This is a genomic window from Bacillus sp. es.034, assembly GCF_002563655.1.
In the GTDB taxonomy this organism is placed as follows: domain Bacteria; phylum Bacillota; class Bacilli; order Bacillales; family Bacillaceae_B; genus Rossellomorea.
The window spans coordinates 2048613-2062031 of sequence record NZ_PDIY01000001.1 but is presented as its reverse complement, the minus strand read 5'-3'; the positions used below and the strand labels follow the sequence as shown (position 1 = coordinate 2062031).

Annotated in this window: 18 protein-coding genes; 1 reads left to right on the top strand and 17 read right to left on the bottom strand. The window is 35.0% G+C overall.

What is annotated here, in order from left to right:
- Positions 1 to 341 precede the first annotated feature (341 nt).
- From ATG71_RS23740 to ATG71_RS10370, 7 genes are all read right to left on the bottom strand, one after another.
- Positions 342 to 977: a hypothetical protein gene (locus ATG71_RS23740; protein WP_286162977.1), complete on the bottom strand. Its 636-nt coding sequence runs from the start codon at positions 975 to 977 to the stop codon at positions 342 to 344.
- Positions 978 to 1066: 89 nt separating this feature from the next.
- A complete protein-coding gene (locus ATG71_RS10395; RefSeq protein ID WP_098439539.1) occupies positions 1067 to 2767 on the bottom strand; it encodes a M3 family oligoendopeptidase in 1701 nt (566 codons plus the stop codon).
- 197 nt (positions 2768 to 2964) lie between these two features.
- A complete protein-coding gene (locus ATG71_RS23100; RefSeq protein WP_142953470.1) occupies positions 2965 to 3198 on the bottom strand; it encodes a hypothetical protein in 234 nt (77 codons plus the stop codon).
- 214 nt (positions 3199 to 3412) lie between these two features.
- A complete protein-coding gene (locus tag ATG71_RS10385; RefSeq protein WP_286162976.1) occupies positions 3413 to 4435 on the bottom strand; it encodes a serine hydrolase domain-containing protein in 1023 nt (340 codons plus the stop codon).
- 195 nt (positions 4436 to 4630) lie between these two features.
- Positions 4631 to 4876 carry a hypothetical protein gene (locus ATG71_RS10380; protein ID WP_098439537.1) on the bottom strand — a complete coding sequence of 82 codons (246 nt, stop codon included), beginning with the start codon at positions 4874 to 4876 and terminating at the stop codon, positions 4631 to 4633.
- Between the two features lie 223 nt (positions 4877 to 5099).
- Entirely contained in the window at positions 5100 to 5495 is a 396-nt protein-coding gene (locus ATG71_RS10375; RefSeq protein WP_098439536.1) for a hypothetical protein, read from the bottom strand.
- Positions 5496 to 5698: 203 nt separating this feature from the next.
- Positions 5699 to 6664 carry a LysR family transcriptional regulator gene (locus ATG71_RS10370; protein WP_179886510.1) on the bottom strand — a complete coding sequence of 322 codons (966 nt, stop codon included), beginning with the start codon at positions 6662 to 6664 and terminating at the stop codon, positions 5699 to 5701.
- A 104-nt stretch (positions 6665 to 6768) separates the two neighbouring features.
- Here ATG71_RS10370 and ATG71_RS10365 point away from each other — a divergent pair, with 104 nt between their 5' ends.
- Positions 6769 to 7983 (top strand): MFS transporter, encoded by a 1215-nt coding sequence (locus ATG71_RS10365; RefSeq protein WP_098439534.1) that lies wholly within the window; start codon positions 6769 to 6771, stop codon positions 7981 to 7983.
- A 198-nt stretch (positions 7984 to 8181) separates the two neighbouring features.
- Here the strand turns inward: ATG71_RS10365 and ATG71_RS10360 are convergent, their stop codons facing one another.
- The 10 genes from ATG71_RS10360 to ATG71_RS10310 all read right to left on the bottom strand — a co-directional run bounded on the left by ATG71_RS10360 (position 8182) and on the right by ATG71_RS10310 (position 13374).
- Positions 8182 to 8502: a hypothetical protein gene (locus ATG71_RS10360; RefSeq protein ID WP_098439533.1), complete on the bottom strand. Its 321-nt coding sequence runs from the start codon at positions 8500 to 8502 to the stop codon at positions 8182 to 8184.
- Positions 8503 to 8796: 294 nt separating this feature from the next.
- Positions 8797 to 9162, bottom strand: coding sequence for an ASCH domain-containing protein (locus tag ATG71_RS10350; RefSeq protein ID WP_098439531.1), 366 nt, complete (start codon positions 9160 to 9162; stop codon positions 8797 to 8799).
- A gap of 96 nt (positions 9163 to 9258) precedes the next feature.
- Positions 9259 to 9750 (bottom strand): DinB family protein, encoded by a 492-nt coding sequence (locus tag ATG71_RS10345; protein WP_098439530.1) that lies wholly within the window; start codon positions 9748 to 9750, stop codon positions 9259 to 9261.
- 147 nt (positions 9751 to 9897) lie between these two features.
- Positions 9898 to 10071, bottom strand: a complete 174-nt coding sequence (locus ATG71_RS23735; protein WP_286162975.1) for a hypothetical protein — start codon at positions 10069 to 10071, stop codon at positions 9898 to 9900.
- 32 nt (positions 10072 to 10103) lie between these two features.
- Positions 10104 to 10424: a hypothetical protein gene (locus tag ATG71_RS10335; protein WP_098439529.1), complete on the bottom strand. Its 321-nt coding sequence runs from the start codon at positions 10422 to 10424 to the stop codon at positions 10104 to 10106.
- Between the two features lie 24 nt (positions 10425 to 10448).
- Positions 10449 to 10919, bottom strand: a complete 471-nt coding sequence (locus tag ATG71_RS10330; RefSeq protein WP_098439528.1) for a hypothetical protein — start codon at positions 10917 to 10919, stop codon at positions 10449 to 10451.
- Positions 10912 to 11433 (bottom strand): RNA polymerase sigma factor, encoded by a 522-nt coding sequence (locus ATG71_RS10325; protein ID WP_098439527.1) that lies wholly within the window; start codon positions 11431 to 11433, stop codon positions 10912 to 10914. Before ATG71_RS10325 ends, ATG71_RS10330 begins: the two co-directional genes overlap by 8 nt.
- A 293-nt stretch (positions 11434 to 11726) precedes the next feature.
- Positions 11727 to 12533 (bottom strand): aldo/keto reductase, encoded by an 807-nt coding sequence (locus ATG71_RS10320; protein WP_098439526.1) that lies wholly within the window; start codon positions 12531 to 12533, stop codon positions 11727 to 11729.
- 125 nt (positions 12534 to 12658) lie between these two features.
- Positions 12659 to 12865 carry a hypothetical protein gene (locus ATG71_RS10315; protein ID WP_098439525.1) on the bottom strand — a complete coding sequence of 69 codons (207 nt, stop codon included), beginning with the start codon at positions 12863 to 12865 and terminating at the stop codon, positions 12659 to 12661.
- Between the two features lie 47 nt (positions 12866 to 12912).
- Positions 12913 to 13374 carry an NUDIX hydrolase gene (locus ATG71_RS10310; RefSeq protein ID WP_098439524.1) on the bottom strand — a complete coding sequence of 154 codons (462 nt, stop codon included), beginning with the start codon at positions 13372 to 13374 and terminating at the stop codon, positions 12913 to 12915.
- Between the last annotated feature and the right edge of the window lie 45 nt (positions 13375 to 13419).

The following is a 13419-nucleotide window of genomic DNA, read 5'->3' as shown; positions in this document are numbered from 1 at the left end:
CATTTTCATAAAAAAAGACGTCCCCTGGGACGTTTTTTCGAAATATTCTCCACCAAATACTCTTTTCAATCGTTCAGCCTTTCCTTCTCATTCCATTAAAAAGAGGGATGGAGTAGATTCATGCGGGATATATAAATTTCATGCTGGATTTAAATTAATCATGCCGCTTACGTAACAATCGTGCGGGTTTCAGAGACTATCAAGCGGATTTCCGATATTCATGCCACAGTGTCGAATTCTCTTTATATGTGAATACCAAGACACCACAGGGACAGGTACGCGTCCCCTATTTTAGAAACAAGAGACCTGTCCTCATTGCTACCGAAGATAATATTTAGATATTATTTCAGTGGATATACCAACTCAATACCTTCCTCATCCTTTAGCGATTGATAATACCAGTAATTATGGTCAGCTCCGTGGATGCAAAGAATTCTATTATTTGGGTACTTCTTTGCAGCCTTTTTCACCCTTGTAGCCATAATATTGTGTCGGGCATTCCATACAATATTTTGAACGTCAGGATTAACTGAATGTAACCAGTTATACATTTCATTTGTAATTGCATCATATTCAAAAGAGTTAAATGGGATATTCCCTTCATTCCATGTCGATAGTTTTTTATCATTCCAACTCTGTAATTCTTTCTCTAACTTACTCTTTGTTTTTGCAGCATACCTATCAAAAGGACCCTCTTCAAATACATCCTCTTCAAACCAATTCACTGGAACAAACGTAATACCCTTTTTCTTACATAAAGGGAATATCAAATCAGGATACTCATTTTGTGTCTCTCCCAGAATGCCAAATGGTTCACCTGTACTTAAATAGAGTTCCCAGCTTGATGGGTGAACTTCTCCACAAATGACATCAGGCTGAAATTCTGCTATCAATTCTTCCAATAGCGACAACTGAAAATTATACTTTTTTTGCATTTCTTTATCGTGAGTCATTCCTAAGATACCGACAACTGACATAGTTACACATCCTCTATAATAGTAGTGCTTGGAATCCTTATTTTTGTTGAATAAAAATATGAGACCCACATAGCCGCTTTTTGATTGACTCATTCTTCAATCTTTTTCTCGTTCAACTCAAACCATTTTTCAATCTCACTTACTATAAATGTAAACCCCTGTTCTTTAAATGGAGAGGTGATTCCACTCTCCTCTATTAATTGGAGAAATGATTTGCTCCCACCCAGTTTACAAAGATTCATATATTTCTCCCAAGCCATGAACTTATTTGTTTGTGCCATGCTCCAGATCTGCAAAGAACACATTTGGGCAAGAGCATAGTCTATATAGTAAAATGGGGTTGTAAATATGTGTGCTTGTTGCTGCCAGAAAGCTCCTCTCTTTATATAGGGGCTTTCGTAATCTGCTTTATAAGGCATATATTTGACCTCAATCTCACTCCACTTTTCTTTTCTCTCTGAAATAGATAATAAAGGGTTTTGATAGATGACATGCTGGAACTCATCGATTGCTGCCCTATAAGGCATTGAAAATAGAGCATCTTCAATATGAGCATATAGATACTTTTCCGCATCCTCACCAAATATCTTTTCCATGTATGGCCAAACAAGGAATTCCATCGATATGGAATGAATTTCGCAAGCTTCCTTTGTAGGCAGGATGTATTCCGGAATACAATTCCGTTGATTAAATAGATACATTTGCCAGGCGTGTCCAAATTCATGGCTTAACACTTTCATATCTTTTCTGGTTCCATTCAAATTCGCGAAGATATAAGGTGTTTTTTCATTACATAAGTATGTAGCGTAAGCTCCTCTCGCTTTACCCTCTTTAGGAAGTAACTCCAGTAGATGATTTGTGCACAACGAATGAAAGAATTCCCCGGCTTCCAATGACATTTCATTAAGAATCTCTTCAAAACTAGATACCATCCATTCAACGTCACCTTTTGGGGTTGGATTACCGGTCCTGAAGCGAATGTCCTCATCGTAAAATGTTAGTTTATCCAGCCCCAACCTGATCCGTTGCTTCTCTCTCGCTTTTTCAGCAATGGGAACGATGTATTGTAAGATAAGCTTCCGGAAGTTTTCTACATCTGATTGGTCATAACCGACTCTTGATAACCTGGCATACCCAAGTTCCACAAAGGAATCATGTCCCAACTTCATTGCCATGGTGTTTCTTACTTTAATCAATTCATCAAAGATGCGATCGATCTTATCTTCTAGCTGGCTGAGTAACTCGTACTTTTTTTCACCGGCTTGTTTTCTAATTGAACGATCGGTTGAATACAAAAATGCGTCTAATTGAGATAAGGTTCTATTCTCTCCACTGAACGCAACCGTTGAAGTAGCCATCAATTTTGTATAGTCACTTATGAGATTATTTTCCTTAATTAAGTCCTCAATGACTTCAGAACTAACGGTATGTTGAGAAGCCTCAGCTAAACAAACGAATTGTTCTCCAAATTCCTCTTTGATTTCATTTTTGAAAGGAGAATAGGAAACGTGCTCATGAAAAAGAGCTACAATCTTTTCATAGATTGGCCAATCCTCATTGATATACTGTTGCTCTTTTTGATATGTGACATCTAAGGTATTCAAGTGATGTCTGATTTGAGCTATTGTAAGCATCGTTAACACATCATTACGAAGAGAATTAATGTGATCTATTATTTCGAACTGTTGCAAATGGGACTCACTTGCTTTGAACCTTTTTAAAAGTTGAAGTACTTTTCCTTCAAATTCAGAAATGTCCGGTCTTTCATAAATAAGATTATCAAAATCCACCCTACTCCCCCTGTCTCTTCAAATTAATGGTAATGGACAATTTTATGTAATAATAGTCTTATATTTCGAAAAATTGAATGGTATACTAGCGATATAAGGTAAGGAATATAACTATTCAACCATTGATTTCTTTGAATGCAAAAAGGGAACTTTCTTGATCTGAAAGTTCCCTTTTTTATTTGGAATTAGTTACTTGTTCATTCTCTGTAGCCAAATCCAATAATGCGAAGTGATTTTATATCTGCATATACCCCAATCCCACCTAATGATGGACTATCCTCTGAAGGATAATCCACAAGATAAACTTCTTCTCCAATAAAAGTATTATCTTTAATTTGCCCCATCGACTCCCGAAGTGTTATTTTTTGAACACTTGCATCCTTCCAAGATCCTGCGATATGTTCTTTTGCTTTTCTGTAAGTTGCTCCCAAACAGCCTCCCTGACATCTAATGCCTGGGTTAGATCACTTTTTGTTTCCTTCACGTTTTGCTCTTCCTTATCGTTCAACACTTGTTGTTGGCAACCACATAAGACAAGAAATAGGATGAATGAAAGATAAATTAACTTCAACCCTTTCACAACCTTTTTACCTCCAATTCTTTTATTCTTTCGTCTATTTTACGGATATGCCAGTCAATCCATTTTCAACTCAAATTGAGTTCTTTCACAACCAGGTTTCCAAATGTTTGTATATCCTGTATATAATCGAAATTCTTATTCTCATATGTATATAAACTATTGTACATCCTGACAGCAACAGCGTTATATCGGGGAATGACCAGACAAGAACAACCTGAAGCCCCGAGAATTTGGTAACTCCCTTCAGGTAATTCTGTTCCTAATTCATTATATTCCCACGACACTTGATTATCTTTTAACCACCAGAAGAATCCGAATCTAGGCAGAGTTTGGTCAAGCCATTTGGGACTTTGAATGGTTGTAGCAAGGTTAAATACACCTTCTGGCATGATTTGTTTTCCATCCATTAATCCTTTATTCAGATGTAAGCTTCCCCATAGAGCCAACTCTCTACTACTAACAAATAGGTTTCTTTCATCACCTATATCGGATCCAATCCTTATAGTAGGAGAAGTTCCTGGAGAGTGGATGTCACATACTAAAGTGCTTTTCCCCTCTGTCGCCCACTCTGTACTTTTCCAACCCAAGGGTTCAAATACCCTCTCAGAAAGTATTTCGTTAACTGTCATTCCAGTAGCTTGCTCGACAATTTCAGCTAATAAATCTGGACGCTTCCCTTCAATGGAGGTTCCTGAATCGAAAACCCTTTGGACTGTATCCTTCTGAATCATTAATCCAGTGCACCTTGTAACCAAATGTCTTACTGTCGTCTCACCTAAGATTTTTTTATCCAATTGTTTAAAATAATCACTGAGATTATCATCAAGATTTAAGTAACCTTCATAAATCGCCAGTGCTGCTGCTAAACCAACATATGTAACCCTGGTTGAATACACGTTAAATTGTGAAAGGTGATCTATTTTCCTAGCGCCACGTTCAAAATGATGGGTACCGGAATACCATTCGTGTACGACCTCGTTATCCTTCATAATGACTAATGCTGCTCCAGAAGCGTGCATCTTCTCTTTCATTTCTTCAGTGTATTTAGTGAGATCTTGAAATGACCTTTTATCAGCCTCTACAGTCAACTTTTTCACTCATTTCTATTTTACTAAGAATTTACTTCTTATCTATCTATTCCACAATAAGAGGCATAACCCTGCTTATGGTTATGCCTCTTGATTCAGTGATTTTTTTGTAATAACTCCTAGTCATTAGCCTGAGAACGTTAGCTGATCTTTAGGTATTGCCACTCTTTACTTGAAGATGAAAGCAATAAACTCTTAAACTCCAAGATAGCTAACTACCCAATTTGTAAATATAATTCCGCCTATTGTATTAACGACTCCCAAGACCATAATTATCTTTCCTTGGTTGCCTACTTCATAATCTCTTTTAAGAACTAAACCCAGAAAAAAAGCAATGGGCCCAAACACAATTGGACTAAATAGATAAGGAAAAAATGCCGAAATCCAACTTATTATTAACAATATTTTCTTTCCATCTTTCTGCTTAAAAGTCTCTCCCATAAATAAATACCCCCTAATTCTTTGGTGAGTTCTTCAATTAACCTGCCCCTTTAATTGACATTAGGAATGAACCTACTAAATGCAGGATCTTTTCCAAATGATTTGATATTTAACACTTCATTCAACTTATCAACGATTTCGCTCAACTGCACCATATCTCTCACTTCTCCTTTTAATCTTCTTCAATTAACCTGCCCATTAGCCGAAGATGCTAACAGGTGACTTAAGAAGCTTGTGGTTTAAAATGACTCGGAATTTTAACGAGAACATAACTTTTAGTCCACATCTGTGAGGTCGCAATTAAACTTTTATCATTCTTTTCAAAGAGTAGACCAGCACCATCTTTATTTTTAAAATCCCATCCATTTGAAACAATCAATTTCTTAATATTTTCATCAGCAATTGATATACCTTTCTTCTCACTACTTGTGATATACCAAATAAAATCCCCTTCTACTGCAATTTCAGCTATTTTACTTTCCGATTCTTTTAGGCTATCAATTGCTTGGTTTGCTGATAAATTTTCTATTGGAAGAGAGGGATAATATGGTTTATATACAAATATGAACACACCAATAATAACTATTACAATACCTAGAATAAGTCCCATCTTTTTCATCAGATCACCACTTTATTAGTTATTTAATCAGGATATTTCTAAAAATCCGTTCTTCAACAATCTTGCCCTTTAACTTAATACCAATTATTTCAAAATATAGTGTTTTACTCAAGAAAAACTTCAAAGGGAGCTCATCCTGTTCTAGATAAGCCCCCATTTATTGAATAAGACTTGCTGTATTGTTATTGACAAACACTGGACCTTTAATCGGCTATATGTTGAGCGATAATAGCTGCCACCTCGGCTTTATTAAGGGCACCGTCTACAACTAAATCAGAATTGGATTTTGTTGTATGTAAGATTAGATTTATTAAATTTCTAACTGCCGGAGCTAGATCAACATCCCGACGCATACACAATCTTATTTTTCTAGAAAGTTGTAGGTCTTCTATGTAAACAATATCAATAAGCTCTGCTTTTAAATAAGGCAAAATTGCTAATTTTGGCGCTAAAGTAATACCATATCCAAATGAAACTATCTGAATCGCTTCTTCAATTTTTTCTACTTGAATTGGCGCATTCTGCAAGTGGATTTGCCTGACATGACATAAAGAATCTATTAAAGCTTTAGTAGAACTTCCTTCTCCTCTTAGAATAAAACACTCATTCATAAGATCTTTAAATTCTACAACCTTTGAACCTAGAGGGTGACCTCGAGGTACAATAAAAAAGAGTTTGTCTTCTAGCAGATCAATGGCTTCCAGTTCTTCTGGAATCGAAAAAGGACTTGCAATTACTGCAATATCTGCTTCATACATGACCAATTTTTCTAATGCACTTTCGGTATTACCAGAATTCAACGTAATATCAGTTGATGGAAAACGCTTTTTAAAGTTAGCAATCCATTTAGGAAATAAGTAACTTGCAGGAAAATTCGTAGCAAAAATTCTTACCTTACCTGTTACCCCGTTCGTATATTGATTAATTTTCTTTTCTACTTCCTCTTCTGCAGTAAACAACTTAATGGCTTGTTGATAAATAAATTCGCCTGCCTCTGTAAGCTCGATTCCCCGACCTTTTGCTCTAAAAAGTGTGACACCAAGTTCTTTTTCCAAATTCCTAATTTGCATTGTAATTGCAGGTTGACTAATATGTAACTGCTTTGCTGCGCTTGTAATACTTCCCATCTGTACTACATTGATAAATTGGCGTAAAGCGTGTAGATTCATCAACATTCCTCCTATAAATAAAATTTATGAATTAATAAAATATATATATTTTTCTTATCATTTTATCTCTTTTACAATAATTATGAAAGAGAGGGAGGAAATTGATGGAAAAAACATCTAGTAAATCGAACATAATAATAACTGCTCTAATTACAGGCATTTGCTTGCTAACAGATTCTATGCTGTATATTGCTTTGCCCCTTTATTGGAAAGAAGCTGGATTATCTTCACTAATAGAAGTGGGCCTCCTATTGTCGGTTAATCGCTTAATTCGTATACCACTTAATCCGTTTGCTGCTTTTATAACTAGAACCTTAAATCTTCGACCTTCCTTGTTACTTGCCATCTGTTTAACCATAATAGTAAACATTGGTTTTTTCTCCCTAAATGGACTCCTATTTTGGTTAATACTTCGTTGTGTATGGGGATTTGCATGGGCCTTATTACGCCTTACAGGGCAATTAATGGTGGTGCAATTGTCTACCAATTCCAATAAAGGGCATTTAATGGGGATGTATAATGGAACTTATCGATTAGGAAGTTTAGCAGGAATGACCATAGGGGGATTTTTATGCTACCAAATCGGCCTTAAGTTAACTTGCCTGGTATTTGCATGTATATGCTCTTTAGCTATACCTTTCATATTTTTTCTCTCTTATAAGTCTTTACCACCTAGACAAGAATCGAGGATAATTAAGCTCTCTCTTCTAAAAAAAAGGGGTATCCAGTTATCGCTTTTCAGAGGTTTCATCGTATCTTTCCTCCTACAAGGTGTGTTTCTTTCAACTGTTAGCTTTTACTTATCTAAGCATTACGGTGGGACTTTGACTTTTAACGGTATACTATTAACTTCAGGAGTCGTCTCAGGGCTTCTTCTCGGAATGAGATGGGCATGGGAGCCCTTCTTGGCTCCATTTATAGGAAGGGTTTCAGACGGGAAATGGGGCAGGCAATCTATACTTCTGAGCGCCTTACTAATTATCGGAAGTTTATATCCTTTTATGGATAGCCAACTCCCATTTATGATATGGGGTCTCATCATTATCGCCATACTAATTTGTTCAACCATTATCACAACCTTAACCGATACATTAGTATCTGACGAAGCTTACCAAATTGAGGGGAGAACTTCATTAATTAATTACTATTCAATAGCTGTAGACTTTGGGGCAGCTTTAGGGCCACTTATAGCCTATCAATTTATCACTGAAGGAAAACTCTTCCTCTTCCTCTGCTCAGGATTAGCTATCTGTCTAGCGATGATATCCTCAAACGAACACCTTAAACAAAAAGACAAATGTTCTTCTGTTACACAATGATCAGAAGAACATCTGTCTTTTAATAGTACTTCCTTATACATATCTCTTTTCGAAATCCCCCTCTAATTTCCAGCATTACTTTGGTTGATCAGCTTTTTCATTCTTCCGTTAAACTGCCGTATAATTGAATAAGACAATAGCCGGTGATCAACTAGCTGATCTTCAGTTATTGCCCCCTTTTGTATAACAAGGTAATTCCTAAAAAGTATATTTTTCTTTCTTTTCAATAAAGTCTTCTTCACTTATCTCACTCTCATCAGTAACTAAGAGAGATTGGAATGCTTTGAATAGTTCTTGTATTTCTTCTTGTTCATTAATCATATCCATACTTTTTTGATACTCATCTTCATCCTTATATCTTGAGATTTCTATCCATTTCGTAGCATCATCCTTACTATTTAGATACAATGTGTGAAAATCTAAATGTCTCCCGTAAATTTCTGATACTTTTTCTTGAATTGCTAAATATTCGTCTACTTGATTTTTTTGAATATGATACTGATAAACTTTAACAAACATGAACTCACCCCAATTTTCCTTCTTCTTGCATTAAACTGCCCTTTAACTTAATACCAATGGAGGAAAGCCATTTTTAATTAAACTATGCGTGATGATTACTAGGCGTTCGTTGGTAACAAGTAGGAAATTAGTAATAAGATAACTCCTAAGCCAAGTGCTGTCCAAGATATTAAATCAAGTGTACTGTACGCTAAACTCTGGGATACTCCTAAAATAAATAATACTATTTTGATAAGAAGAGTAAGCATTACAATTGCATAAGCAATCCACTGAATATTACGCTTTCTGTTTTTCCTACTTTTCATAATACAAATCCCTTTCTTTCAGGTTAACCCAGATAACTGCCCCCATAGGATGCTTATAAGGTATCGGCTCTTTATACATTCGAGGTTTTTCAAGAACCCAAGCATAAGTCTTTTTATAAGGTAATGCTTGGGAACCATCACTTTGAACACGATGAAATTCGTTGCTTACTTGGTAATCTTTTAAGGTCAACTCTTTACTATCACTTATATTTACTTCACCGTAAACCATACCTGAGCCACTCTTTATAAGAGCAATAGGTCCTCGAATTTTTGTATTGGAACCCCTGATTTCCCAAGTCTTTTTGCCATCCAGTATTAGTTCAATCCAAGGGAATCTAATTATTAGTCCTTTCATTTTACATCTCCTTTTAAAAAGATTAGAACCTCAAAATCCTTATTCAAAATGTTTTTATTCCACAAACCTGTCCTTTAGTGGAACAAAGCAATAACTTTATTTTTTCCTGGGGATTGAAGTTGAAATATATTCATTATTAAGTCTCATTTTTCCTATATACAATATTTGTCCCAGATGTTCCGAAAAATGAGACGCACATTGTAAAAGGACCTCCAATATGGTAACTTCATTACTCCGTACCTTTTGTGGTCTTAAATATTCCTCATATTCAAGATTTTTAATGGTCTTATCTAAAATTTCAAAATGACTCTCTATGATTTCGATTGCTTCTTCTTTACTTACTATTTTATTGATATTAAACTCTTCATCCCTCTCTCTCTTGTCTGGAAGACCACAGATTCCCACCTCAATTCTTTGGTGTATATTCCCTGCAATATGTATGACCAAATTAGAGATACTATTACTTTCTTCATTAGGTCTCCAATTAATATCATCATTAGAAAGTTGATTTATGACAGACAACATTCTACTTTTTATTTGTACAAATTTTGTTACTAAGTTATTTATGATGATTTGATTAATGTCCACCTTGTCCCCCCCTTTATCGCAACGCCTTAATTCTAAGCATTCTTAAATTTCTTTATTAAAGTAACTATAACTGCAATTAAAAAAACAATGACGCTATTTATCAATAAATAGTACCCAACTTTCAACCCATAAAATATCGCAAAAGGATCACGAATAATAGCCAGTGCCAACAGCCCCCCCAATTCCCCCAAATACAATGGCTAATAAAAATATTGAAAACGCAGCAGAAAATAAATTTTTCTTCTTTTTGTAAGTTATGAATCCATAAACATTTGCCATTACCATAAAAATGCCCATTAGTGTGATAAAGAAAGTAGCCATTTCACACCTCCATTTTCAATAATAATAAAAACCTATAATGATTGAGATGCATTACCCTCCCTATTTATTTTAAATAGAAGTAAAACCCCGGCAATTATCGTAATGATTGCTGGAACCAAGTAAAAGATTGCTACTGAGTAATATCCTACAAGGGAAGAGATGATAAGTAGGGATACTGCCAGCTTGCTTTTCTTATTTATCTGGAATGCACCAATTAAAGCCACTATTCCACTGATCACACCTAAAAATCCAATATTTCCAAATGTATATGAATCATCAATCATTGCAAATAATTGAGCAAATAGGGGTAGGATTATACCCAGCAACCCTCCGGTAATAGCTAAACCTTTCATAATTAAATCACCCTCCATTTTTCGTTACATAATCATATTGTCAAAGAAACATAAAATCAAAATGTCGATAATCAACATTATCCAGAACCATTTATTCCTAAAAAACACAAAGTTAATTGAATTGATTAAGGTGACTAAAGGGAAATAATAAAGCAGCAGGCTAGATATAAGAAGTGCCGGTTGCTCATTACTGTAATGGTTTATCCAATTAGCTGTTAAGAGGCCAAGTACTACTCCTCTAATTAAAATAAAGAAAACAGTAAGTAAGGTTTTAAATAGAATAAGACTTTTGAATGGCTTTATAGATACCGAATGGTCCTTGATTTCTGGTGGTACTTCTGCAGAAAAAGTTAACGTAAACCTATGAATGGATTCATTACATACTTTACAGTGTTCAGCATGTTCATTAATAATTTCTTGAGTTGGCTGATCCAATTCACTATATAGAGGCATGAGCTCATTACAAAGGATATGAATTTTTTGATGTTCATTCAATACTTTCACCTCTCTCTAAAGTTGAGAGTATTTTCTTCCTTACCCTGAATAATCTGGATTTGATTGTAGAAATAGGTAAACCCATGAGCGAAGAGATTTCTTCATACTTATATCCATAGTACTCCTTTGCCAAAAAAATCGTCTTTTCTTCTTTACTGATATTAGAAAGAACGTTATCGAAAATTTCTTTTCTCATGGTAATCTTTTCAGGAGTTAGATGATCCTCAAGGAGATTTTCCATTAGATCCACTTCATCTAACAAATGGGGTTTCTTTTTCCTATAGTGATCAATCAAAATGTTTTTAGACACTGAAACTAGCCAACTCTTTATATATTGAACTTCCAAGATTTTTTCAGGTTCTTTTAACAACCTTGAAAAAACCTCCTGAACTACATCTTCAGCTAGATTCTGGTCATTAGTCAGCTTCACCAAAAAATTCTTCAAGTAGGAATAGTTCATGGTATATTCTTTTTCAATTAAACTGAACGTGTCTTTCCTAAAGTATTTTTTCATGAATATTCCTTTCTAATGATCAGCTTCCTAAGTGAGACGTGTGAGGATGCAAAAAGTTGCTTCATTTCATCAAAAAATTTTATGTATGCAAAAAAAAGGTGTAACCAGTCTACTTGGAAACACCTTTTGAGTTACCTTATTTTGTTAAATATATACTAATCCCAATTATTTCAATTATTCTGCACTTATGCAATACCCATTCTCTAAAAAGCTGGACTACGCCAATCTCATTGCTTCAATAAACCAAAATCCTAGCGATACTATCAATATCACTAGGATCAAGAACAAACGAATTATAAGTTTTCAATTCTTTTCATATCTTCTGCAGACAATTCGAAATCGAAAAGATCTAGATTAGATGCTTGATTTTCGCGGTTATGAGATTTAGGAATTACGATCACACCACGTTGGATTTGGTATTTTAATAAGACTTGTGCGCCAGATTTTTTATAGGATTCACCGATTTCATCCAAAACCTCTTTTTGATGGGCTTCGGCTTTCATAGGTCCCCATGCAACCGGTGCAATGCCCTCTTCTTTTAATACAGCAAGGAGATCTTTGTTAGGTTCTTTTAGGTTAATTTGTATTTGATTAACTGCTGGCTTCACTTTAGCGAATGAATTCAATTCTTCTAGATGCTCTTTTCCAAAGTTTGAAACGCCGATTGCTTTTAGTTTGCCGGCTTCGTAGTATTCTTCAAAGACTTCCCAAGTGTTTTGAAGTTGTCCTTTGTCTTCGATAGGAAAGTGAATAAGAAGCAGATCTAGATAGTCTGTTTGAAAGTTTTTTAGACTGTTATCGATGGCTGCCCGAGTAGCTTCCTTTGAAGAAATATATTCTTCATCGCCTGGAACTTTTGTCGTAATAAATAACTCTTCCCGAGGCACTGTGCTTTCTGCTAGAACTCTTCCGACAAGTTCTTCATTTCGATAAACGATGGCGGCATCGATTGAACGATACCCCAACTCAAGTGCTGATAAAAGTTCAGGAATTTCATTTGTTAACGCCGCGTTATACTCATGATTTTCTTTCCCATACGTATTTGTACCTGTACCTACAATTGGCATTTTCAGACCATTATTAAGTGTGATGTATTCCATATGTCTAAGCACTCCCTTTGTATACTCTGAATTTTCTTCTTACAAAGTTCATCATATCAAATAATAGAATTTTCAAAAAGAAATATGAAAAAAGGGAGATAAACCATTGATAAAACTATCAAAAGTTATACTTTACTATTATCCTTATCTGCTAAAAGCTTATCTAACTTTTCTTCGACCCGTTTTAGCCTGCTATTTCTTCTCCTAAGAATAACTACAAATATAATGATGCCCACTGGAACGGCCAAAAGAAATACTAAAGACACCAACTGAAAAATAATATCGCCGGTATTTACGGTTGTTGCTGATTGTGCTGATGCGAATAGAAACAAAGAAACATCTCCTTATAAAATATTAAAGAGGCAATCACTCATTTGTGTTAGCTCTTAAAAAGTTGCTCATTCATCACGCTAATTGAATAGATGTTTTCTTCTACTATGTTATGAATGATTTGTTTTAATACATGCGGTTCTCGTAAATCCTTTTTTTCTAATGCTAAAAGATCATTCGTTTTTATCCATCTGCTGTCAGTAATTTCATCTTCTTCAAGATGTAATGTACCTTCAGTAATCTCACCAATAAAATGAAATAAAATGACTTGATTGTTCGTATTACTGATGAAATTATATACTCCCGTCGTGCCTATCAGCTTTACATCCAAGCCCGTTTCCTCTTTCACTTCCCTTTTAGCTGAATAAACAATATCCTCACCATACTCTATATGCCCACTCGGAAAGTTCCACTTATGTACGGCATTGGGCTTGTTTTCTTTTATCATCAAGACTTTACCATGATTTAAGATTGATACACTCGCTACTAAGACAATTCCATCTTGAGACATCTAGTTCTCCTCACTTCTATTTAAATACTACATTTTCTTTATTAT

What these genes read in the sequence shown, in the direction of transcription:
- ATG71_RS10335 (WP_098439529.1), bottom strand. Translation starts at nt 10,424, where the DNA reads ATGAAAGGTTTAGCTATTACCGGAGGGTTGCTGGGTATAATCCTACCC.
- ATG71_RS10375 (WP_098439536.1), bottom strand. Translation starts at nt 5,495, where the DNA reads ATGAAAAAGATGGGACTTATTCTAGGTATTGTAATAGTTATTATTGGT.
- ATG71_RS10365 (WP_098439534.1), top strand. Translation starts at nt 6,769, where the DNA reads ATGGAAAAAACATCTAGTAAATCGAACATAATAATAACTGCTCTAATT.
- ATG71_RS10350 (WP_098439531.1), bottom strand. Translation starts at nt 9,162, where the DNA reads ATGAAAGGACTAATAATTAGATTCCCTTGGATTGAACTAATACTGGAT.
- ATG71_RS10380 (WP_098439537.1), bottom strand. Translation starts at nt 4,876, where the DNA reads ATGGGAGAGACTTTTAAGCAGAAAGATGGAAAGAAAATATTGTTAATA.
- ATG71_RS23735 (WP_286162975.1), bottom strand. Translation starts at nt 10,071, where the DNA reads ATGGCTACTTTCTTTATCACACTAATGGGCATTTTTATGGTAATGGCA.
- ATG71_RS10370 (WP_179886510.1), bottom strand. Translation starts at nt 6,664, where the DNA reads ATGAATCTACACGCTTTACGCCAATTTATCAATGTAGTACAGATGGGA.
- ATG71_RS10325 (WP_098439527.1), bottom strand. Translation starts at nt 11,433, where the DNA reads ATGAAAAAATACTTTAGGAAAGACACGTTCAGTTTAATTGAAAAAGAA.
- ATG71_RS10310 (WP_098439524.1), bottom strand. Translation starts at nt 13,374, where the DNA reads ATGTCTCAAGATGGAATTGTCTTAGTAGCGAGTGTATCAATCTTAAAT.
- ATG71_RS10360 (WP_098439533.1), bottom strand. Translation starts at nt 8,502, where the DNA reads ATGTTTGTTAAAGTTTATCAGTATCATATTCAAAAAAATCAAGTAGAC.
- ATG71_RS23740 (WP_286162977.1), bottom strand. Translation starts at nt 977, where the DNA reads ATGTCAGTTGTCGGTATCTTAGGAATGACTCACGATAAAGAAATGCAA.
- ATG71_RS10320 (WP_098439526.1), bottom strand. Translation starts at nt 12,533, where the DNA reads ATGGAATACATCACACTTAATAATGGTCTGAAAATGCCAATTGTAGGT.